This window comes from Streptomyces sp. NPDC002446 (assembly GCF_053595675.1).
In genome coordinates this window covers 55,814-75,906 of the sequence record NZ_JBSFYC010000003.1, presented here as the reverse complement: position 1 = coordinate 75,906, position 20,093 = coordinate 55,814, and the positions used below count along the sequence as shown (strand labels likewise).

Genomic DNA, 20,093 nt, shown 5'->3' with positions numbered 1-20,093 from the left:
GCCGCCCCGTGACCGGCCTGTCCCCTTTATTACGTGACGCTTCGCGCGGCGCGGCCACGTACCCTGTTCTGTTGTGCCGAACGCCAACAATGACCTCCCCACCCCGCACGCCGAGCGGACCCCGCAGTCGTCGAACGCGCTGAACCATGTGCAGCGGCGCGCTGTGAGCGAACTGCTGCGGGTGTCCCCCGTCGCGGATGACCTGGCCCGCCGATTCCAGGAGGCCGGGTTCACGCTTGCCCTGGTCGGCGGCTCGGTCCGGGATGCGCTGCTCGGCCGGCTCGGCAACGACCTGGACTTCACCACCGATGCCCGCCCCGAGGACGTACTGAAGATCGTCCGGCCGTGGGCGGACGCGGTCTGGGAGGTCGGCATCGCCTTCGGCACGGTCGGTTGCAAGAAGGACTCGTTCGACATCGAGATCACGACCTACCGCTCCGAGGCCTACGACCGCACCTCCCGCAAGCCCGAGGTGTCCTACGGCGACTCCATCGAGGACGATCTCGTCCGCCGGGACTTCACGGTCAACGCCATGGCGGTGCTGCTGCCGCAGAAGGAGTTCGTCGACCCGCACGGCGGCCTGGAGGACCTGGCTGACCGGGTCCTGCGGACGCCGGGGACGCCGGAGGAGTCGTTCTCGGACGATCCGCTGCGGATGATGCGGGCGGCCCGCTTCGCCGCCCAGCTGGACTTCGAGGTCGCCCCCGAGGTCGTCGCCGCGATGAAGGCGATGGCGGAGCGCATCGAGATCGTCTCCGCCGAGCGCGTACGGGACGAGCTGAACAAGCTGATCCTGGCGCCGTACCCGCGCAAGGGCCTGCGGCTGTTCGTCGATTCCGGTCTGGCCGACCGGGTCCTGCCCGAGCTGCCGGCGCTGCGGCTGGAGAGTGACGAACACCATCGGCACAAGGACGTCTACGAGCATTCGCTGACGGTCCTGGAGCAGGCGATCGACCTCGAGGAGAACGGTCCCGACCTGGTCCTGCGGCTCGCGGCCCTGCTGCACGACATCGGCAAGCCCAGGACGCGGCGCTTCGAGAAGGACGGCCGGGTCTCCTTCCACCATCACGAAGTGGTGGGCGCGAAGATGACCAAGAAGCGGATGACCGCGCTGAAGTACTCCAACGACATGGTCAAGGACGTCTCGCGTCTGGTGGAGCTGCATCTGCGCTTCCACGGCTATGGCACGGGCGAGTGGACGGACTCCGCGGTCCGCCGTTATGTGCGCGACGCCGGCCCGCAGCTGGAAAGGCTGCACAAGCTGACGCGCTCGGACTGCACCACCCGCAACAAGCGCAAGGCCGCTGCGCTGTCGCGCGCCTATGACGGGCTCGAGGAGCGCATCGCGCGACTGCAGGAGCAGGAAGAGCTGGAGGCGATCCGGCCGGACCTGGACGGCAACGACATCATGCAGATCCTGGGCATCCGTCCGGGGCCCGAGGTCGGCAAGGCGTACAAGCAGATGCTGGAGCTCCGACTGGAGCACGGTCCCATGGACCGGGAGGCGGCGATCGCGGCTCTGAAGGAGTGGTGGGCCGCACAGGGCTGATGTTTCACGTGAAACAGACGGCGGGCCCGTCCCCATGTTTCACGTGAAACAGGCGATGGGCCGGTCTCCATGTTTCACGTGAAACATGGGCCAGGAGACGTTGGGGGCGGTGTTTCACGTGAAACACCGCCCCCAAGCCGTATCCGAGACGATCGCGGGCGCGCTACTTCGAAGGGGTCAGGCAGAGCACCATCGCCGTATCGGCCCGCCGACGGCGCTGCACGGTCTGGACATAGGCGTCCTCGCCCGCGGCGCACACGGTCGGGTCCGAGGTGCCGTCGTGCACCTTGGTCACCTTGTAATCGACTTCCCCGCTGCCGCAGTCGACCACTTCGAGGCCGTCGTCGAGCGCGCTGCTGGACTTCTTCACGCAGTCGCCGGCCTCGGCGTTGCTGGCGTCGTCCAGGCTGGTGAACCAGAAGAACGCGCAGACGATCAGGGCGATGACGACTCCGACAGCCTTCAGAATCCCCTTCGGGGACCGGCGCTTGGCAGGCTGCGGCGGTGGCGGAACGGGGGCGCCGGGCTGCCCGTAGGACTGCTGCGGGGGTGCCGGATATCCCGGCTGCGGCTGCTGATAGCCGTACGGGGCCTGCGGCTGCTGCGGGTAGGCGTACCCGCCCTGAGGCTGACCGTAAGGAGCCTGGGGCGGCGGCGGAGCCTGGGGGTACGGGTTCTGACCGTACGGCTGCTGCCCGTACGGCGCCTGACCGTACGGATTCGGGCCCTGAGGCGGCGTGGACATGGAACTCCCCCGATTTTGATGTGTACAGGCTCGTGCAGGACGCCCCGTAAGGTATCTGGTCCGGGTGCCCCGCCGCTGCGGCCGGGTCGCCACCATGCGAGGGAGCAGCGGCTAACCGCGGTTCAAGCGCACCATCGCCGCGGCGACCACCGCGTAGACCACGGCCACCATGAGGATCAGAACGGTGGACCGTCCGTCCGGCGGCAGCATGAGGGCGGCGACCGCGGCGGCGCCGACGAAGGCGACGTTGAACAGCATGTCGTAGAGGGCGAATACCCGGCCGCGGAACGCATCGTCGACCGATGACTGGACGACCGTGTCCGTGGAGATCTTGGTTCCTTGGGTGCTGAGACCGAGTACGAATGCGGCGGCCAGCATCGGACCCGGCGAGAAGAACAGACCGAGCGACGGCACCAGCACCGCGCCTATGGCCGCACAGCACGCGATCCAGCCGAACGCGGCGAACCGCGCCACCGCCCACGGCGTGACGACAGCGGCCATCAAGAAGCCCGCACCTGACACCGCGACGGTGATTCCGAGCAGGGCCAGTCCCTCGGATTCGGTGTCCCCCCAGGAGTACCGGCACAGCATCAGCACCATGACCGTCAGAGCTCCGTAGCAGAAGCGGATCAGGGTCATCGCGGTCAGCGCACGGGCCGCCGTGCGCCGCTCGGCGAGATGACGCAGCCCCTCGGCGAGACCTCGGACCGTGCTAAACAGGGCCTCCCGGACCCGCGGTTGGAGGTGTGTGGAATCGGGTCCGAGCAGCTGTGGCGTCATGCGCAGTGCGGTGAGGGCCGAGCAGAAGTAGAGCGCCGCGGCGAGCAGCACGACGTACGCGTCCACGTCCGGGCCGGCCAGCCGGACGGCGAAGGCGAGTCCGCCGCCGGCCGTCGCGGCGAGCGTTCCGGCCGTGGGCGTAAGGGAGTTGGCCATGACCAGCTGCTGTTCACCGTCGACCACGCGCGGCAGCGCGGCCGAGAGCCCGGCCAGGACGAAGCGGTTCACCGCGGTCACCGACAGCGCCGAGGCGTAGAAGATCCAGTCGGGGACGTGCCCCACGATCAACGCCGCCGTCGCCGTGGCCAGCAGAGTCCGCAGCAGATTGCCGTACAGCAGGACCTGCCGTCGCCGCCAGCGGTCGAGCAGCACACCGGTGAACGGTCCGAGCAGCGAGTACGGCAGCAGCAGGATCGCCATGGCGGAGGCGATGGCCGCGGGCGAGGTCTGCTTCTCGGGTGAGAAGACGACGTAGGTGGCGAGCGCGACCTGGAATACCCCGTCGGCCGCCTGCGACAGAAGCCGTGCGGCAAGAAGCGAACGGAAGTCACGTAGCCGGAGTAACACGCGGAGATCGCGCACAGCATGCATGAGGCACAGCCTCACACAGCCCGCAGGCCCCCGGGTGGAATACCCGGGGGCCTGCGAAGGGAGGTTGTGGTGGGGCGCCTCAGCGCTCGACCTCACCGTTGATGAACTTCTCGACGCTCTCCCGCGCCTCGTCGTCGAAGTACTGCACCGGCGGCGACTTCATGAAGTACGAGGACGCGGAGAGGATCGGGCCGCCGATGCCCCGGTCCTTGGCGATCTTCGCGGCGCGCAGCGCGTCGATGATGACGCCCGCGGAGTTCGGGGAGTCCCAGACCTCGAGCTTGTACTCGAGGTTCAGCGGGACGTCACCGAAGGCGCGGCCCTCGAGGCGGACGTAGGCCCACTTGCGGTCGTCCAGCCAGGCCACGAAGTCCGACGGGCCGATGTGGACGTTGTCCTCGCCCAGCTCACGGTCCCGGATCTGGGAGGTGACGGCCTGCGTCTTGGAGATCTTCTTGGACTCCAGGCGCTCACGCTCGAGCATGTTCTTGAAGTCCATGTTGCCGCCGACGTTCAGCTGCATCGTGCGGTCCAGGATGACGCCCCGGTCCTCGAAGAGCTTGGCCATCACGCGGTGCGTGATCGTGGCGCCGACCTGCGACTTGATGTCGTCACCGACGATCGGGACACCGGCCTCGGTGAACTTGTCCGCCCACTCCTTGGTGCCGGCGATGAAGACCGGGAGGGCGTTGACGAAGGCGACCTTGGCGTCGATGGCGCACTGGGCGTAGTACTTCGCGGCGTCCTCGGAGCCGACCGGGAGGTAGCAGACCAGAACGTCGACCTGCTTGTCCTTGAGGACCTGGACGATGTCGACCGGGGCCTCGGCGGACTCCTCGATGGTCTGGCGGTAGTACTTGCCCAGGCCGTCGAGGGTGTGGCCGCGCTGGACCTGCACACCGGCGTTCGGCACATCGCAGATCTTGATGGTGTTGTTCTCGCTGGCGCCGATGGCATCCGCGAGGTCGAGGCCGACCTTCTTGGCGTCGACGTCGAAGGCAGCCACGAACTCGATGTCACGCACGTGGTAGTCGCCGAACTGCACGTGCATGAGGCCGGGCACGCGGCTCTTCGGGTCGGCGTCCTTGTAGTACTCGACGCCTTGTACCAGCGAGGCGGCGCAGTTGCCCACGCCGACGATGGCTACGCGAACCGAACCCATTCCGGTTGCTCCCTGTGTTCTCGATGAGGATCTGCGCAGCAGAGCCTCATGTGGTGGTGTCATCGGACGGATCCGGCCGGGAACCACCCCGGTGCCGGGGCAGGCCGCCCGTATCTCCTGACTGGTTCTTCATGTCCTGCGCTGCGGGACCCGGTGCGCGCTGATCGCGCCCGGCGCGCTCACTCTCGATGAGCTCGTTCAACCAACGGACTTCGCGCTCCACGGACTCCATGCCGTGGCGTTGCAGTTCGAGGGTGTAGTCGTCCAGCCGCTCGCGGGACCTGGCCAAGGAGGTGCGCATCTTCTCGAGGCGCTCCTCCAGCCGGCTGCGGCGGCCTTCCAGCACGCGCATCCGTACGTCCCGCGACGTCTGGCCGAAGAATGCGAAGCGGACGCCGAAGTGCTCGTCCTCCCACGCATCCGGCCCGGAGTGGGCGAGCAACTCCTCGAAGTGCTCTTTGCCCGCTGCGGTCAATCGGTAGACGATCTTGGCTCGGCGCCCGGTCAGAGCCGCGGCGGGAACGCCCTCCGGAGCGCTGTCCGTCTCCTCGACGAGCCAGCCGCTGGCGACCAGCGCCTTGAGGCAGGGGTAGAGGGTGCCGTAACTGAACGCACGGAACACCCCGAGCGAGGTATTGAGCCGTTTTCGCAGCTCATAGCCGTGCATCGGGGACTCGCGGAGCAGGCCGAGGACGGCGAACTCGAGGATGCCGGAACGTCTGCTCATCCTCCGCCTCCTCGGCCCGGTGCGTTCTTTATGTCGTGCTGATGTATCGACTCGATACATCCAGACGATAGAACGGGCACCTGGGTGGGACAAGAGGGGGGACGGTGAACGGCGTCACATCACCGATTCGTGCGATCCAACCTGACTGATTTGGAGTGAATTTCAACACTGGGCAGGTTTTGGCCGTGCGTAGTCTGTGCGGCATGCAGACTGCCGGGAACCGCGGGCCGATATCCGACGTCCCCGTCCTCGGTGTATTGCGGCTCGCGCCTGTGGTGTGGGCCGCGCATCGGGGGGACCTGAAGACAACTGCCGCCTTCAGGCGACGAGATAGCGCGCCTGCCCGAGGAGTATTCGTTCCATGAGCGAGCACCGTCGCAAACCGCCACAGCCGCAGAGTGGCGGACGTGCCGCGGCCCGACGCGCCGCACAGGAGTCATCAGGGCGCCGTGCCGCCCGTTCACGTGGCTCCGATGCCGGTCCTGCCCACTACGGCGACCCTTCCGGTCATGAGCCGCGGACGGGCGGGCGGGCCGAGGCCCGCAGGGCCGCCCAGCGCGGCGGGCGCCGGCGGGTGTCCGACACCTCGGCGGCCGGCTCCGGTGCCGGCGGTCATGGCGGTGGAGGCCGTCGTGGCGGCGGTGGCGGTGGCCCCGAGGGCGGCCGCGGCCGCGGGCGCGGCGACGGGAGGCCCGACAAGCGGCGTCTGATCGACTACCCGCGCGCCAACAAGATCGGCTGGCGGCGCTTTGTGCCGTCGTGGAAGCAGGTCGCCAGCCTGTGCGTCGGCTTCGCCGGTCTGATCGTGGGCGTCTCCGGTGTCGCGTTGGCCCTGGTGAACGTGCCGAGCGAGAGCGACGCCGCCAAGTCGCAGAACAACGTCTACCTCTGGGCCAATGGGGAGGTCATGGCTCGCGACGGTAAGACGAACCGGCAGAACATCGACATAAAAGACATCCCTCCGTCCATGCAGAATGCGGCGATCGCGGCGGAGAACGCCTCTTTCCGCACGGACTCCGGTGTGGACCCGATGGGCATCGCGCGCGCCGTGTTCAACATGGCGAGGGGCGGCGAGACCCAGGGTGGCTCGACCATCACCCAGCAGTACGTCAAGAACGCCATGCTGAACCAGGACCAGACGCTCGATCGCAAGTTCAAGGAACTGTTCATCGCGATCAAGGTCGGCTGGCGGATGGAGAAGCCGAAGATCCTGCAGGGGTACCTGAACACCAGCTACTACGGTCGTGGTGCCTACGGCATCCAGGCAGCCGCCCAGGCGTACTACGGCAAGAACGCCGACAAGCTGAAGCCGGACGAGGGTGCCTTCCTGGCGACCGTGCTCAAGGGCGCCGACCTGTACGACCCGGCGGGCGGCACCGGCCCGGGGGCCACTCGGGAGGCGAACACCAAGCGTGCCATCGCCCGGTGGAAGTGGATCCTCGACCGGGAGGTGGAGAACGGCCTCATGTCGAAGGCGGAGCGGGCCGAGTACCAGAAGTTCCCCAAGCCCAACACGCCGAAGCCGGTGGCCAGCAAGAGCGGCCAGATCGGCTATCTGATGGACACCGCCAAGAAGTACGTGCTGAAGCACGGAAACCTCACCGAGGCCCAGTTCGACAAGGGCGGCTACACGATCCAGACGACCTTCGACAAGAAGAAGACCGAGCAGCTCACCGCAGCGGTCAAGAAGGTCGACAAGCGCTACATCAACCCCAAGGAACGCGCGAAGGACAAGTACGTCCAGTTCGGCGGTGCCTCCGTGGTGCCGGGCGACGGCAAGATCGTCGCCCTGTACGGCGGTGAGGGCTACGACAAGGGGCACTTCAGCAACAACGCCGATACCTTCGGTGTGCCGGTCGGCTCGACCTGGAAGCCGTTCGTGCTCGCGGCGGCGATGAAGCACGGCGTGCCCAAGACCCAGCCCCAGGGACTGTCGCCGGACAGCCGGTACAACGGCAATGACCATCTCAAGGTGATGAAGGCGGACGGCAGCTACGTCCTCAAGCGCGACAACTCGCCCTTCTACCAGGAGAACGAGAGCAACCATCGCTGGGGCTATATCTCCTTGACCAAGGCGATGGAGCAGTCCGTCAACACCCCGTTCGTGCAGCTCGGCATGGATGTCGGGATGTCCAAGGTCAAGGACATGGCGGCGGCCGCGGGCATCTCGGAGGCCAGCTTCGACAAGAACCTCAACCCGTCCTTCGCGCTGGGCACCTCCACGCCGAGCGCGATCCGTATGGCCGATGCCTATGCGACGTTCGCCGCGTCGGGGACGAAGGTGGAGCCGTACTCGGTGACCAAGGTGACGCGCGGGGGCAAGGAGCGGCCGGGCTTCGAGAAGCCCAGCCAGGAGACGGCAATGGACTCCAACATCGCCAACAACGTGACCAAAGTGCTCGAGAACGTCATCGACAACGGCACGGCGCAGGAAGCCAAGCGGCTGAACATGCCGGCCGCGGGCAAGACCGGCACCACCGACGAGAACAAGTCGGCCTGGTTCGTCGGGTACACCAAGCAGCTCTCGACGGCCATCACGATGTTCCGCGAGGACCCGCAGAACCCGCGTCAGCTGTCCATGAACGGAGTCGGCGGCTTCGACTCGATCCACGGTGGTGCGCTGCCCACCGAGGTGTGGACCGAGTACATGCTGCAGGCGATGAACGGCGTCACGCCGGAGTCGTTCCCGCCCGCCCTGCCGATCGGTGAGAGGGCGGACCAGGCGGGTGTGCCGTCGCCGACCCCGACTCCCACCCCGTCGGACACGCCGTCGGCGACGCCGTCGGGCACTCCCAGCGAGTCCGCTCCCCCGTCGGACAGCCCGAGCCCGTCCCCGACCAAGCCCTGCTCTCCCTGGGACGTCAACTGCAACGACACTGGTGGGACGACCACCGGCGGCGGAACGGGTGGCGACACCGGGGGTGAAACGACCACTCCCACCGTGGACCCGGGCACCAGTGGCGGCAATGGCAACGGCAACGGGAACGGCGGAGGTAACGGCGGCTTGTTCGGCGGCCCGAGCGGTTCATAGGAACCGCCGACCGTTTCACGTGAAACGCCGCGGACTGTTTCACGTGAAACGTGGCGGTGACTGTTTCACGTGAAACATGGAGCCACGAAGCCCCTGCCCGCATTGCCGGGCAGGGGCTTCGCCATGTTCTGCACCTGGCCGTACGGCAGGATGGGCCCATGACGAGCGTGCGACAGGACGAGCCGGTACGGCCGACAAAGCGGGATGAGGTGGCGGCGGCCGGCAGCGAGCTGGTCGGAGGGCCGCTCGGCCGGCGCGCCCTGCTCGGTACGAACTGGCTGACGCCGGTGCGGATCATCGCGCTCGTCGCCATCGGGATGTTCGCGCTCGGCATGGTGCAGAAGCTGCCCTGCTACAACGGCGGCTGGTTCTTCGGAGCCACGAGCCAGTACACCCATGCCTGCTACTCCGACATCCCGCATCTCTACGCGGGGCGGGGCTTCGCCGACGGGCTGATCCCGTACTTCGACCGGTTGCCCGGCGATATGGAGTACCTGGAGTACCCGGTGCTGACCGGTGCCTTCATGGAGGTCGCCTCCTGGATGACGCCGCACGGCGGGACGATCCAGCACCGCGAACAGATCTACTGGCTTGTCAACGCCGGCATGCTGATGATCTGCGCCGCGATCATCGCGGTGTGTGTGACCCGTACCCACCGGCGACGCCCCTGGGACGGCCTCCTCGTCGCCCTGGCGCCCGCCTTCGCCCTCACCGCGACCATCAACTGGGACCTGCTGGCGATCGCCCTGACCGCCGCGGGGATGCTGATGTGGTCACGCAGCCGCCCGCTGAAGGCCGGCTTGCTGATCGGCCTGGCCACCGCGGCAAAGCTGTACCCCGTGCTGCTGCTGGGCCCGCTGCTGGTGCTGTGCTGGCGGGCGGGAGCCTGGCGCGCGTACGGAAAGGCAGCGGCCGGAGCGGTGGGGTCCTGGCTGGTGGTGAACCTGCCGGTGATGATCACGCACGATGCGACGGGATTCCACATCCGCGAGGGCTGGGCGAAGTTCTACACCTTCAGCCAGGAGCGGCCCATCGACTTCGGCTCGATCTGGCTGCTGATCTCGCAGCGCACCGGGAATCCCCTGGAGAACGCCAACACCTACGCCACGCTGCTGATGCTCCTGGGCTGTGCCGCCATCGGCGTGCTGACCCTCTGCGCGCCGCGCCGGCCGCGGTTCGCGCAGCTCGCCTTCCTCGTGGTCGCGCTGTTCATCCTGACCAACAAGGTCTACTCGCCCCAGTACGTGCTGTGGCTGACCCCGCTCGCCGCGCTGGCCAGGCCGCGCTGGCGGGACTTCCTCATCTGGCAGGCCTGCGAGGTCATGTACTTCCTGGGGATCTGGATGTACCTCGCCTACACCGGCAACGGTGACAAGCACCAGGGTCTGCCGCCGGAGGGCTACCACCTGGCCATCGCGCTGCACCTCTTGGGCACCCTCTACCTGTGCGCCGTGGTCGTCCGGGACATTCTGATGCCGGAGCGCGATGTGGTCCGCAGGGACGGTGACGACGATCCGTCCGGCGGCGTCCTGGACCGCAGCCCCGATGTGTTCGTACTCGGAAGGGCGCACCACCCGCCTCGGCACGCGGTGCAGTTCGAGGGGACGCCACGGGTGCGCTGGGGCGTCGTACGGGACTGAGCCAGGGCGCTACGCATGCACAGGGCCCGGTGCCGCAGAGGAGGTCTACGGCACCGGGCCCTTGGTGTCTGTGCCCGAGCGGGAAGCCCGGCCGGCTCAGCGGTCCACGAGGCGGTCGAACTGGGTGGTGGTGTGCCGCAGATGGGCCACCAGCTCCTCGCCGACCTGCGGCTGCGGGGCGTCCCCGGGCACGAAGAGGATCGACACCTGCATGTGCGGGGGCTCCGCGAACCAGCGCTGCTTCCCGGCCCAGACATACGGTGCGAGGTTGCGGTTGACGGTCGCCAGACCGGCCCGTGCCACGCCCTTGGCACGCGGCATCACACCGTGCAGTGCCTTGGGCGACTCCAGGCCGACGCCGTGCGAGGTGCCACCGGCCACCACGACCAGGTAGCCGTCGGAGGCCGCCTTCTGCTGGCGGTAGCCGAAGCGCTCCCCCTTGGCGACCCGGGTGACGTCGAGCACCGAGCCGCGGTACTCGGTGGCCTCGTGGTCGCCGAGCCACAGCCGCGTACCGATCCGCGCGCGAAAGCGGGTCTGCGGGAACTGCTGCTGGAGACGGGCGAGTTCATCGGCCTTGAGGTGGCTGACGAACATGGTGTGCAGCGGGAGACGGGCGGCGCGCAGCCGGTCCATCCAGCCGATGACCTCATCGACCGCGTCGGATCCGTCGGTGCGGTCCAGCGGCAGGTGCATCGCGAAGCCTTCGAGCCGGACGTCCTCGATGGCCGCGGCCAGCTTCGGCAGGTCCTCCGGCTTGACGCCATGGCGCTTCATGCTGCTCATGACCTCGATGACGACCCGGGCGCCGACCAGGCCGCCCACGCCCTCGACCGAGGAGACCGAACGGATCGCCCGGTCGGGCAGCGGCACCGGCTCCTCGCCGTGGCGGAACGGGGTCAGTACGAGCAGGTCACCGCTGAAGAAGTCCTTGATACGGGCCGCTTCGTAGGTCGTCCCGACCGCGAGGAGGTCGGCACCCAGACGGGTCGCCTCGTCGGCGAGGCGCTCATGGCCGAAGCCGTAGCCGTTGCCTTTGCAGACCGGGACCAGCCCGGGGAACTGCTGGAGAACGCTCTGCTGATGCGCCCGCCAGCGCGCGGTGTCGACGTAGAGGGTGAGCGCCATGGCCGGGCCCGGAACCTTTCTCGTGGCTGGGGTGTGTCAGGAGTACGAACGGTGCGGTGAAGCGGTCAGCGGCGCGACATGTAGATGTCGAGCGCCTTGTGCAGCAGCTTGTTGAGCGGGAAGTCCCACTCACCGAGGTACTCCGCTGCCTGCCCACCCGTGCCGACCTTGAACTGGATCAGGCCGAAGAGGTGGTCGTTCTCGTCCAGCGAGTCGCTGATGCCGCGGAGGTCGTAGACCGTGGCACCGAGCGCATAGGCGTCCTGCAGCATCTTCCACTGCATGGCGTTCGAGGGCCGGACCTCGCGGCCGATGTTGTCCGAGGCGCCGTAGGAGTACCAGACGTGCCCGCCGACGACCAGCATCGTCGCCGCGGAGAGGTTCACGCCGTTGTGGCGGGCGAAGTACAGCCGCATGCGGTTGGGGTCCTCGGAGTTGAGGGCCGTCCACATCCGCTGGAAGTAGCCGAGCGGCCGCGGCCGGAAGCGGTCGCGCTCCGCGGTGATCTCGTAGAGCCGCTGCCATTCGGCGAGGTCGTCGTAGCCGCCCTGGACGACCTCGACGCCGGCCTTCTCGGCCTTCTTGATGTTGCGGCGCCACAGCTGGTTGAAGGCCTTGTGCACCTCTTCCAGCGAGCGGTCGGCCAGCGGCACCTGGAAGACATAGCGGGGCTGCACATCGCCGAAGCCGGCGCCGCCGTCCTCGCCCTGCTGCCAGCCCATGCGCCGCAGCCGGTCGGCGACCTCGAAGGCGCGCGGCTCGATGTGCGTCGCCTCGACATCCCGGAGCCGCTTGACGTCCGGGTTCTGGATGCCGGACTTGATCGCGGCGGCGTCCCAGCGGCGGATGATCACCGGCGGGCCCATCTTCACGGAGAACGCACCCTGCTGCTTGAGGTGGCCGAGCATCGGCTTCAGCCAGTCCTCAAGGTTCGGCGCGAACCAGTTGATCACCGGGCCCTCGGGGAGGTACGCGAGGTAGCGCTTGATCTTGGGCAGCTGGCGGTAGAGCACCAGACCCGCGCCCACCAGTTCGCCGCTCGGGTCGAACCAGCCCAGGCTCTCCGAACGCCATTCGGCCTTCACATCAGCCCAGGCCGGAACCTGCATGTGGCTCGCCGCGGGCAGACTCTGGATGTACGCCAGATGCTGCTCTCGGCTGATGGTCCTCAGGGTCAGGCTCATGCGGGGCGCTCCTCGGCAGGTGTGTCCCCATGGTCGGGGCTCCGGCTCTCGCGCCGAAGCCTACTGTGACCGGGGAGCGCCCCGTCTGGGCCGTACGGGCTGGGCCCCGTATGCCGCACTGACCAGGGCCGGGCTGGCCTCAGCCGATGACTCCGCCGAAGAGGCCGCCGTGTGCCAGGCCGAGGTAGAAGCCGAAGGCCGCTGCCCCGAGACCGATGATCAACAGGAAGCGTTCGCCTGTCGTCGACGAGATGAACTGGCCCCACAGGCCGGTGCCGATTCCGATCAGACCGACCCAGGAACTGACCAGGTGCAGGCTGGGAGAGAGCGTGGTGAAGGCGGCGATCACGCCGAACACCAAGGTGACGATGGCGAAGGTGTTCTCGACGGGATGCTCCTTGCCGTCGCTGTTGAGAAGCGAGAGCAAGTAGTGCTGGGTCCTAGCTGCCTGTGCCATACGGGACCTCCGATGACAGGGCGGCGTACTGTAACGCCGCTCACACCCGTTGTGTTCCAGATTGCGGGGTGCACCGGCCGGATTTCAACCGGAAGGCCTCAGGCGGGTACTCTGTACAGTCTGCGCCCACGTCTGTCCGGATCTCCGGCCGGGCACGGCGCGGAAACGCATATGACCCTCCTGCCACGGAACGACCGTGGCCGCTGAGTCCAAAGGAGGTGGGTTCACCATGCGTCACTACGAGGTGATGGTCATCCTCGACCCCGATCTCGAGGAGCGCGCTGTCTCCCCGCTGATCGAGAACTTCCTCTCCGTCGTCCGCGAGGGCAACGGAAAGGTCGAGAAGGTCGACACCTGGGGCCGTCGTCGTCTCTCTTACGAGATCAAGAAGAAGCCCGAGGGCATCTACTCGGTCATCGACCTGCAGGCCGAGCCTGCGGTCGTCAAGGAGCTCGACCGTCAGATGAACCTGAACGAGTCGGTCCTCCGGACCAAGGTCCTCCGTCCCGAGACCCACTGAGCGCGTCAGCGTTCAGCGGTAACCGGGTCCGAGTAGCAGCAACACCAGCAGCCAGCAGCACACCCGCCGAGAGGTTCCCCTAATGGCAGGCGAGACCGTCATCACGGTTGTCGGCAATCTTGTCGACGACCCCGAGCTGCGCTTCACCCCGTCCGGTGCGGCGGTTGCGAAGTTCCGCGTCGCATCCACCCCCCGCACCTTCGACCGTCAGACCAATGAGTGGAAGGACGGCGAGAGCCTGTTCCTGACCTGCTCGGTGTGGCGTCAGGCGGCTGAGAACGTCGCCGAGTCCCTTACGCGGGGTACCCGCGTGGTCGTGCAGGGCCGCCTCAAGCAGCGGTCGTACGAGGACCGCGAGGGCGTGAAGCGCACGGTCTACGAGCTCGATGTCGAAGAAGTCGGCGCGAGCCTCAAGAACGCCACGGCAAAGATCACCAAGACCAGCGGTCGCGGTGGCCAGGGCGGCGGCTTCGGCGGCGGTCAGCAGGGTGGTGGCCAGGGTGGCGGTGGCTGGGGCGGCGGCCCCGGCGGCGGCCAGCAGGGCGGCGGCGCTCCCGCCGACGACCCGTGGGCGACCAGCGGCCCCGCCGGCGGCGGCCAGCAGGGTGGCGGCGGCGGTGGCTGGGGCGGTAGCTCCGGCGGTGGCTACTCGGACGAGCCGCCCTTCTAGGCCGTGCACCTGGCTCGGATCCGGGGTGTTTCACGTGAAACATCGCCGTGAAACGGCCGGGCGGCCCAAGGGCGTCAGCACAAACTTCTTGAACTCATTGGAGAGAGACAATGGCGAAGCCGCCTGCTCGCAAGCCTAAGAAGAAGGTTTGCGTGTTCTGCAAGGAGAAGATCTCCTACGTCGACTACAAGGACACGAACCTGCTGCGGAAGTTCATCTCCGACCGCGGCAAGATCCGTGCCCGCCGAGTCACCGGCAACTGCACTCAGCACCAGCGTGACGTCGCCACGGCCGTGAAGAACAGCCGTGAGATGGCGCTGCTGCCCTACACGTCCACCGCGCGATAAGGGAAGGGTGACCGACACATGAAGATCATCCTCACCCACGAGGTCTCCGGCCTCGGCACCGCCGGCGACGTCGTTGACGTCAAGGACGGATACGCCCGTAACTACCTGGTCCCGCGCGGTTTCGCGATCCGCTGGACCAAGGGTGGCGAGAAGGACGTCGAGCAGATCCGCCGCGGTCGCAAGATCCGCGAGATCGCCACGATCGAGCAGGCCAACGAGGTCAAGGGCCAGCTCGAGGGCATCAAGGTGAAGCTGGGCGTTCGCGCCGGCGACGCCGGCCGTCTGTTCGGCTCCGTCACCCCGGCCGACGTCGCTTCGGCGATCAAGGCTGCTGGTGGTCCGGACGTCGACAAGCGTCGTGTCGAGCTCGGCTCGCCGATCAAGACCCTGGGCGCGCACCAGGTCTCCGTGCGTCTGCACGCCGAGGTCGTTGCGAAGCTGGGCGTCGAGGTCGTCGCCGCCTGATCGCAGGACAACGCAGAAGGGCCGCATCCCGTCACCGGGGTGCGGCCCTTCGCCGTGTGCGGACGGCGCAGACGGGCTGGTCTCAGTCCTCGTCCTGGGCGCGCTTGTAGAGCTCGGCGATGTCGTCGTCGAAGTACGCCGCGTAGGAGACATCGTCTTCCTCGCCGCCGCCCTCATGGCCGCCCAGGACGCCGATGACGGTTCCGGTGTGGCTCTTGGGGTCGTAGTCGGCGAGCCAGGGGCTGCCGCTCGTACCGCCCTCGAAGTCGGTGCACTGGACGCGCATCTGGGTGTTGCTGTACTTCGTGGTGCGGTTCTGGCAGGAGATCGGGGTGTCGCGGCTGGTGGGGTAGCCGGTGATCTTGACGTCGTTGTCGAAGCCGCGGTCGATGCCGAGCGTGTTTCCGCCCAGGACGTCCTGGATCTGCTTGCCGTCCTTCTTGTCGAGAAGGAGGAAGGCGACATCCAGATCCTCGTCCTGCGACTTGGCCCAGCGGTTGTCGATGATCACCTTCTTGACCTTCCAGAGGCCGATGGGCTCATCGCCGTCGCGATAGTCGGGAGCGAAGAGAAGGTCGTTCACCGTGGAACCGGCCTCGGCGTCGAACGCGCAGTGCGCCGCCGTGATCAGCATGTTGCGGCCCGGGCTCTGCACCACGCTCGCGGTGCAGAAGTGATCACCGGAGTCGTTTTTCTCGAAGACCACGCCGACCCGGGCGTTCTGCTCGGTTCTGCGGGGGGTGTACGCGTTTCCTTCATCGGCCGGGGCGGTCGCGGCGGGATCCTGGTCCTGAGGGTCCTGGCCCGCCTCCCCGGACTTGCCGAAGCTGCTGTGGCCGGCGGATATTCCGGTCAGATCGGACTCTTCAGCGGCGTACCCCACCACGGCAGCGGCCATGACGACGATGAACGTCAGGGGCAGCACGGACTTCCTGGCAAGCGGGCGCACACGGTCATTATCGACACGCACCGTGTGTTGCGGGAGGTGGTTCAGCGGGAGGCTCCGGTCACAATCCACCGGCCGGAGCGGGTGCGCAGCCACAGCGTCAGCATGCGGACGGTCATCATCAGCGTCATCGCCCACCACAGGGCGACCAGTCCGCCGCCGAAGGCCGGTACGGCCAGCGCGGCCGGCACGAACAGGGCCAAGGTCGCCACCATTGCCCAGGCGAGGTACGGGCCGTCGCCCGCGCCCATCAGGACGCCGTCGAGTATGAAGACGACCCCGGCGACCGGCTGGGTCACGGCCACGACCAGGAGCGTGGTCAGCAGGGGGCCCTGCACGGCGGGGTCGGAGGTGAACAGCGGAACGAACACCGGGCGGGCGAGCGCGACCAGCGCGCCGAGTACCAGGCCCGAGGCTATGCCCCACTGGACCATGCGGCGGCAGGCCGCCTTGGCGCCGTCGCGGTCCCCCGCGCCGAGGTAGCGGCCTATGATGGCCTGCCCGGCTATGGCTATCGCGTCCAGAGCGAAGGCCAGCAGGGACCACAGCGTGAGCACGATCTGGTGGGCGGCGACCTCGGCGTCGCCGAGCCGGGCGGCGATGGCGGTGGCGATCATCAGCACAGCGCGCAGCGAGAGCGTACGGACCAGCAGCGGGACGCCGGCCTGGGCACAGGCGCGGATCCCCGCGGCGTCGGGGCGGAGCGAGGCACCGTGCCGTCGTGCACCGCGGACGACCACGGCGAGGTAGACGGCCGCCATGGCGCACTGGGCGATGACCGTGCCCCAGGCGGATCCCGCGATGCCGAGGCCGGCGCCGTAGACCAGAGCGACGTTGAGGGCGGCGTTGAGGGAGAAGCCGCCGACGGCGACGTAGAGCGGGGTCCTGGTGTCCTGAAGGCCGCGGAGCACGCCGGTGGCGGCCAGCACAACGAGCATCGCGGGGATGCCGAGCGCGCTGATGCGCAGATAGGTCGTGGCGTACGGGGCGGCGGTGGCCGAGGCGCCGAAGGCTTCGACGAGCCACGGGGCGGCGGGCAGTACGGCCGCGATGACTCCGGCGCCGAGGAGCAGGGCGAGCCAGATGCCGTCCATGCCCTGGCGGATCGCCGCGGGCAGGTCGCCGGCGCCGACCCTGCGGGCGACCGCGGCGGTGGTGGCGTAGGCGAGGAAGACGAAGACGGAAACGGCTGTGGTCAGCAGGGCGGCGGCGACGCCGAGGCCGGCGAGCTGGGAGGTGCCGAGGTGGCCGATGACGGCGCTGTCGACCATGACGAAGAGGGGTTCCGCGACCAGTGAGCCGAAGGCGGGGAGGGCGAGGGCGATGATCTCGCGGTCGTGGCGGCGGGCGGTGCGCCGCAGGGTCGCGGGAGCCTGTGTCATGCACTCAATCTAATCTTCCACAGGTAAGAGATGCAAACCCTTTGCAGTCCTTACTTTCCGCTGTGCGGAGTCACCTCCTCCGTGCCGTTTGTCGCGATCTTGGGCAGCTGGCAGAAGTTTTTCTCCCCCACAGCCTATGGATGAGAAAACCGCAGGTCAGAGCGGTGAGGGTGGGGTGATTGTGTGCTTGTCCACAGAAGTTTCCCCCGCGCCGTGCACAGGATCCGGGGACTTCTCCACAGCTGCGGGGCAGTCATCCACACGGCCTGTGGATAACCAGATTGGCGGACGGTGCCCACGGGCCTACCGTGGTCCGGCACCCGCCGCCTGTTCTGGCCTGAGAAGTCGTCCGAACTCGACGCGCCGTAACCGGAGTCGGGCGTCTCGATTGTCAGAGCTGTGCCGTAAGAAAGAACAGCACAGCAAGGTCCGCGCCGCGGACGGGAGGAGGTGCCGGGGTGAGCATTCCCGAGCCCATGGAAGACCCCTGGGCGGACTCCGGTCCCAGCGACCGGCTGCCGGCCCCCCGCTCCCGCAGAGGCGACGGCAACAACGGCCGCGGCCGCGGTGACCGACCAAACCGCGACGACGACGGCGGCGGCTGGTCCGGAGGCTTCGAGCGGGTCCCTCCGCAGGACCTGGACGCCGAGCAGTCCGTGCTCGGCGGCATGCTGCTGTCCAAGGACGCCATCGCGGACGTCGTCGAGGTCCTCAAGGGCGAGGACTTCTACCGCCCCGCCCATGAGCTGGTCTTCCAGGCGATCCTCGACCTCTATGCCAAGGGCGAGCCGGCCGACCCCATCACCATCGCCGCCGAGCTGACCAAGCGCGGCGAGATCGGCCGGGTCGGCGGGGCCTCGTATCTGCACACGCTCGTCCAGTCCGTCCCGACGGCCGCGAACGCCGAGTACTACGCCGAGATCGTCCACGAGCGCGCCGTGCTCCGCCGGCTGGTCGAGGCCGGCACCCGTATCACGCAGATGGGATACGCCGCGGACGGCGACGTCGACGAGATCGTCAACAAGGCCCAGGCGGAGATCTACGCCGTCACCGAGCAGCGCACCAGCGAGGACTACCTCCCGCTCGGCGACATCATGGAGGGCGCTCTCGACGAGATCGAGGCGATCGGCTCACGTCAGGGCCAGATGACGGGCGTGCCGACGGGCTTCACCGACCTGGATTCCCTGACGAACGGCCTGCACCCGGGCCAGATGATCGTGATCGCGGCCCGTCCGGCCATGGGTAAGTCGACCCTTGCGCTGGACTTCGCACGGGCCTGTTCGATCAAGAGCAATCTGCCGAGCGTGATCTTCTCGCTGGAAATGGGGCGCAACGAGATCGCGATGCGTCTGCTGTCCGCCGAGGCGCGGGTGGCGCTGCATCACATGCGGTCCGGCAGCATGACGGACGAGGACTGGACGCGACTGGCCCGGCGGATGCCCGATGTCTCGGCCGCGCCGCTGTATATCGACGACTCGCCCAACCTGTCGATGATGGAGATCCGCGCTAAGTGCCGCCGGCTCAAGCAGCGCAATGAGCTGAAGCTGGTGGTCATCGACTACCTCCAGCTGATGCAGTCCGGCGGTTCGAAGCGTGCCGAGAGCCGCCAGCAGGAGGTTTCGGACATGTCCCGAAACCTCAAGCTGCTGGCGAAGGAGCTGGAGCTCCCGGTCATTGCGCTCTCCCAGCTGAACCGTGGCCCCGAGCAGCGTACGGACAAGAAGCCGATGGTCTCTGACCTGCGTGAATCCGGTTCGATCGAGCAGGACGCCGACATGGTCATCCTGCTGCACCGCGAGGACGCCTATGAGAAGGAGTCCCCCCGCGCAGGCGAGGCCGACCTGATCGTGGCCAAGCACCGTAACGGTCCCACGGCGACGATCACGGTGGCGTTCCAGGGCCACTACTCGCGGTTCGTCGACATGGCGCAGACCTGAGCGGTGTGACCGGCCCTCAGGTCAGAGCCGGTCGACCAATGGCCGCAGCAGTGCCCCCACCGGGCTGAGCTGGGTCTCCTTGCTTTCCTTGAGCTCTTTTTGCGGCGGCGCCTTGGGGGAGCAGTTCACGACGGAACCGACCCTCGTGTGCTGGGTCCCCTGGCTCAGCAGCCCGATCCTGGGCAGCACCATGATGTTCCGGGAGGTGCTGTCGCAGTGCTGCGTCTCCTTGACGATGTGCTTGCCGTCCTTGGTGGTGTGGACGGTCTGGCTCTTATGGACGCAGACGATGCTTCCCGGGGCGGTGCGGGTGCAGTCGCTCGGACTGCCCGCGGCGTACGCCTGGTTGGCACCGGCGCAGGTGACGGCGAGGCCACCGAGGAGCGCCGAGATGGCTGCGATTCTCTTTCGACTGAACATGTGCTGCGTTCCTTTGCGGTCGATGCCGGGCGTCATGCGCGGCGAACCGGCTTGCGCCCGGGCCTTGAGGGGGAGCGGAAACGGCCCCGGTGCCCGAGTCGGCAGCTCGGGCACCGGGACCTGTGAGGGGTACTAGTGGCCGTTGCAGCCCATGCTCGAGCCGACCCCGCCGAACTGTCCGCCCGGACCGCCTTCGCCGTTGAGCGCGTTGCCCAGCAGGCCGTTGAGGATGCCGACCTGGCCGAGGACGTCGACGTTCAGGTCGTGCGACCTGCACCAGTTGCCACCCCCACCGGCGTTGGCGGTGCCGGCGCCGAGGAAGCTGACGCTGCCGATGACGGCGGCCACGACGGCAGCCTTGCGAAGCTTGCTCATTTCTCCTCCAGAGATTGACGGATGCGATCTGTCACAG

19 protein-coding genes are annotated in these 20,093 nt (G+C 67.8%); 8 read left to right on the top strand and 11 right to left on the bottom strand.

Annotated features, from left to right (window positions below):
• Nucleotides 1–73 precede the first annotated feature (73 nt).
• Nucleotides 74–1,549, top strand: a complete 1,476-nt coding sequence (locus tag ACWD6P_RS03530) for a CCA tRNA nucleotidyltransferase (protein ID WP_451442331.1) — start codon at nt 74–76, stop codon at nt 1,547–1,549.
• 163 nt (nt 1,550–1,712) lie between these two features.
• Here ACWD6P_RS03530 and ACWD6P_RS03525 read toward each other — a convergent pair whose 3' ends face one another.
• The 4 genes from ACWD6P_RS03525 to ACWD6P_RS03510 all read right to left on the bottom strand — a co-directional run bounded on the left by ACWD6P_RS03525 (nt 1,713) and on the right by ACWD6P_RS03510 (nt 5,554).
• Nucleotides 1,713–2,294, bottom strand: coding sequence for an LppU/SCO3897 family protein (locus ACWD6P_RS03525; RefSeq protein ID WP_451442330.1), 582 nt, complete (start codon nt 2,292–2,294; stop codon nt 1,713–1,715).
• A gap of 111 nt (nt 2,295–2,405) precedes the next feature.
• Entirely contained in the window at nt 2,406–3,665 is a 1,260-nt protein-coding gene (locus tag ACWD6P_RS03520) for an MFS transporter (RefSeq protein WP_451442329.1), read from the bottom strand.
• Nucleotides 3,666–3,744: 79 nt separating this feature from the next.
• The gene (locus ACWD6P_RS03515; RefSeq protein WP_451442328.1) at nt 3,745–4,827 is read right to left on the bottom strand and encodes an inositol-3-phosphate synthase; all 1,083 of its coding nucleotides are present in this window, start codon (nt 4,825–4,827) and stop codon (nt 3,745–3,747) included.
• Nucleotides 4,828–4,873: 46 nt separating this feature from the next.
• Nucleotides 4,874–5,554, bottom strand: a complete 681-nt coding sequence (locus ACWD6P_RS03510) for a PadR family transcriptional regulator (RefSeq protein ID WP_451442327.1) — start codon at nt 5,552–5,554, stop codon at nt 4,874–4,876.
• A 361-nt stretch (nt 5,555–5,915) separates the two neighbouring features.
• Between ACWD6P_RS03510 and ACWD6P_RS03505 the strand changes: the two genes are divergently transcribed.
• A complete protein-coding gene (locus tag ACWD6P_RS03505; protein WP_451442326.1) occupies nt 5,916–8,585 on the top strand; it encodes a transglycosylase domain-containing protein in 2,670 nt (889 codons plus the stop codon).
• A 158-nt stretch (nt 8,586–8,743) separates the two neighbouring features.
• Nucleotides 8,744–10,225, top strand: a complete 1,482-nt coding sequence (locus tag ACWD6P_RS03500) for a glycosyltransferase family 87 protein (RefSeq protein ID WP_451442325.1) — start codon at nt 8,744–8,746, stop codon at nt 10,223–10,225.
• 96 nt (nt 10,226–10,321) lie between these two features.
• On the opposite strand, the gene ACWD6P_RS03495 is transcribed toward ACWD6P_RS03500, so the two are convergent.
• The 3 genes from ACWD6P_RS03495 to ACWD6P_RS03485 all read right to left on the bottom strand — a co-directional run bounded on the left by ACWD6P_RS03495 (nt 10,322) and on the right by ACWD6P_RS03485 (nt 12,994).
• Entirely contained in the window at nt 10,322–11,353 is a 1,032-nt protein-coding gene (locus ACWD6P_RS03495) for an alanine racemase (RefSeq protein WP_451442324.1), read from the bottom strand.
• 65 nt (nt 11,354–11,418) lie between these two features.
• A complete protein-coding gene (locus tag ACWD6P_RS03490; RefSeq protein WP_451442323.1) occupies nt 11,419–12,537 on the bottom strand; it encodes a lipid II:glycine glycyltransferase FemX in 1,119 nt (372 codons plus the stop codon).
• 139 nt (nt 12,538–12,676) lie between these two features.
• A complete protein-coding gene (locus ACWD6P_RS03485; RefSeq protein WP_451442322.1) occupies nt 12,677–12,994 on the bottom strand; it encodes a hypothetical protein in 318 nt (105 codons plus the stop codon).
• A 229-nt stretch (nt 12,995–13,223) separates the two neighbouring features.
• Here ACWD6P_RS03485 and rpsF point away from each other — a divergent pair, with 229 nt between their 5' ends.
• The 4 genes from rpsF to rplI all read left to right on the top strand — a co-directional run bounded on the left by rpsF (nt 13,224) and on the right by rplI (nt 14,996).
• Entirely contained in the window at nt 13,224–13,514 is a 291-nt protein-coding gene (gene rpsF, locus ACWD6P_RS03480; protein ID WP_006604399.1) for a 30S ribosomal protein S6, read from the top strand.
• Nucleotides 13,515–13,596: 82 nt separating this feature from the next.
• Nucleotides 13,597–14,184 (top strand): single-stranded DNA-binding protein, encoded by a 588-nt coding sequence (locus ACWD6P_RS03475; protein WP_384424252.1) that lies wholly within the window; start codon nt 13,597–13,599, stop codon nt 14,182–14,184.
• 110 nt (nt 14,185–14,294) lie between these two features.
• Nucleotides 14,295–14,531 carry a 30S ribosomal protein S18 gene (gene rpsR, locus ACWD6P_RS03470; protein WP_003978893.1) on the top strand — a complete coding sequence of 79 codons (237 nt, stop codon included), beginning with the start codon at nt 14,295–14,297 and terminating at the stop codon, nt 14,529–14,531.
• A gap of 18 nt (nt 14,532–14,549) precedes the next feature.
• Nucleotides 14,550–14,996: a 50S ribosomal protein L9 gene (gene rplI / locus ACWD6P_RS03465; RefSeq protein WP_451442321.1), complete on the top strand. Its 447-nt coding sequence runs from the start codon at nt 14,550–14,552 to the stop codon at nt 14,994–14,996.
• A gap of 82 nt (nt 14,997–15,078) precedes the next feature.
• Here rplI and ACWD6P_RS03460 read toward each other — a convergent pair whose 3' ends face one another.
• A complete protein-coding gene (locus ACWD6P_RS03460) occupies nt 15,079–15,945 on the bottom strand; it encodes a trypsin-like serine peptidase (protein ID WP_451442320.1) in 867 nt (288 codons plus the stop codon).
• A gap of 41 nt (nt 15,946–15,986) precedes the next feature.
• Nucleotides 15,987–17,324 (bottom strand): MATE family efflux transporter, encoded by a 1,338-nt coding sequence (locus ACWD6P_RS03455; protein WP_451442319.1) that lies wholly within the window; start codon nt 17,322–17,324, stop codon nt 15,987–15,989.
• A 476-nt stretch (nt 17,325–17,800) separates the two neighbouring features.
• Here ACWD6P_RS03455 and dnaB point away from each other — a divergent pair, with 476 nt between their 5' ends.
• The gene (gene dnaB, locus ACWD6P_RS03450) at nt 17,801–19,261 is read left to right on the top strand and encodes a replicative DNA helicase (protein WP_451442428.1); all 1,461 of its coding nucleotides are present in this window, start codon (nt 17,801–17,803) and stop codon (nt 19,259–19,261) included.
• A gap of 21 nt (nt 19,262–19,282) precedes the next feature.
• On the opposite strand, the gene ACWD6P_RS03445 is transcribed toward dnaB, so the two are convergent.
• A complete protein-coding gene (locus ACWD6P_RS03445) occupies nt 19,283–19,681 on the bottom strand; it encodes a hypothetical protein (protein ID WP_451442318.1) in 399 nt (132 codons plus the stop codon).
• Between the two features lie 132 nt (nt 19,682–19,813).
• The gene (locus ACWD6P_RS03440; RefSeq protein ID WP_451442317.1) at nt 19,814–20,056 is read right to left on the bottom strand and encodes a hypothetical protein; all 243 of its coding nucleotides are present in this window, start codon (nt 20,054–20,056) and stop codon (nt 19,814–19,816) included.
• Nucleotides 20,057–20,093: the final 37 nt, after the last annotated feature.

Coding starts and splice junctions, on each gene's coding strand:
- ACWD6P_RS03525 (WP_451442330.1), bottom strand. CDS start 2,294: ATGTCCACGCCGCCTCAGGGCCCGAATCCGTACGGTCAGGCGCCGTAC.
- ACWD6P_RS03520 (WP_451442329.1), bottom strand. CDS start 3,665: ATGCATGCTGTGCGCGATCTCCGCGTGTTACTCCGGCTACGTGACTTC.
- ACWD6P_RS03515 (WP_451442328.1), bottom strand. CDS start 4,827: ATGGGTTCGGTTCGCGTAGCCATCGTCGGCGTGGGCAACTGCGCCGCC.
- ACWD6P_RS03510 (WP_451442327.1), bottom strand. CDS start 5,554: ATGAGCAGACGTTCCGGCATCCTCGAGTTCGCCGTCCTCGGCCTGCTC.
- ACWD6P_RS03505 (WP_451442326.1), top strand. CDS start 5,916: ATGAGCGAGCACCGTCGCAAACCGCCACAGCCGCAGAGTGGCGGACGT.
- ACWD6P_RS03500 (WP_451442325.1), top strand. CDS start 8,744: ATGACGAGCGTGCGACAGGACGAGCCGGTACGGCCGACAAAGCGGGAT.
- ACWD6P_RS03495 (WP_451442324.1), bottom strand. CDS start 11,353: ATGGCGCTCACCCTCTACGTCGACACCGCGCGCTGGCGGGCGCATCAG.
- ACWD6P_RS03490 (WP_451442323.1), bottom strand. CDS start 12,537: ATGAGCCTGACCCTGAGGACCATCAGCCGAGAGCAGCATCTGGCGTAC.
- ACWD6P_RS03485 (WP_451442322.1), bottom strand. CDS start 12,994: ATGGCACAGGCAGCTAGGACCCAGCACTACTTGCTCTCGCTTCTCAAC.
- rpsF (WP_006604399.1), top strand. CDS start 13,224: ATGCGTCACTACGAGGTGATGGTCATCCTCGACCCCGATCTCGAGGAG.
- ACWD6P_RS03475 (WP_384424252.1), top strand. CDS start 13,597: ATGGCAGGCGAGACCGTCATCACGGTTGTCGGCAATCTTGTCGACGAC.
- rpsR (WP_003978893.1), top strand. CDS start 14,295: ATGGCGAAGCCGCCTGCTCGCAAGCCTAAGAAGAAGGTTTGCGTGTTC.
- rplI (WP_451442321.1), top strand. CDS start 14,550: ATGAAGATCATCCTCACCCACGAGGTCTCCGGCCTCGGCACCGCCGGC.
- ACWD6P_RS03455 (WP_451442319.1), bottom strand. CDS start 17,324: ATGACACAGGCTCCCGCGACCCTGCGGCGCACCGCCCGCCGCCACGAC.
- dnaB (WP_451442428.1), top strand. CDS start 17,801: ATGGAAGACCCCTGGGCGGACTCCGGTCCCAGCGACCGGCTGCCGGCC.
- ACWD6P_RS03445 (WP_451442318.1), bottom strand. CDS start 19,681: ATGTTCAGTCGAAAGAGAATCGCAGCCATCTCGGCGCTCCTCGGTGGC.
- ACWD6P_RS03440 (WP_451442317.1), bottom strand. CDS start 20,056: ATGAGCAAGCTTCGCAAGGCTGCCGTCGTGGCCGCCGTCATCGGCAGC.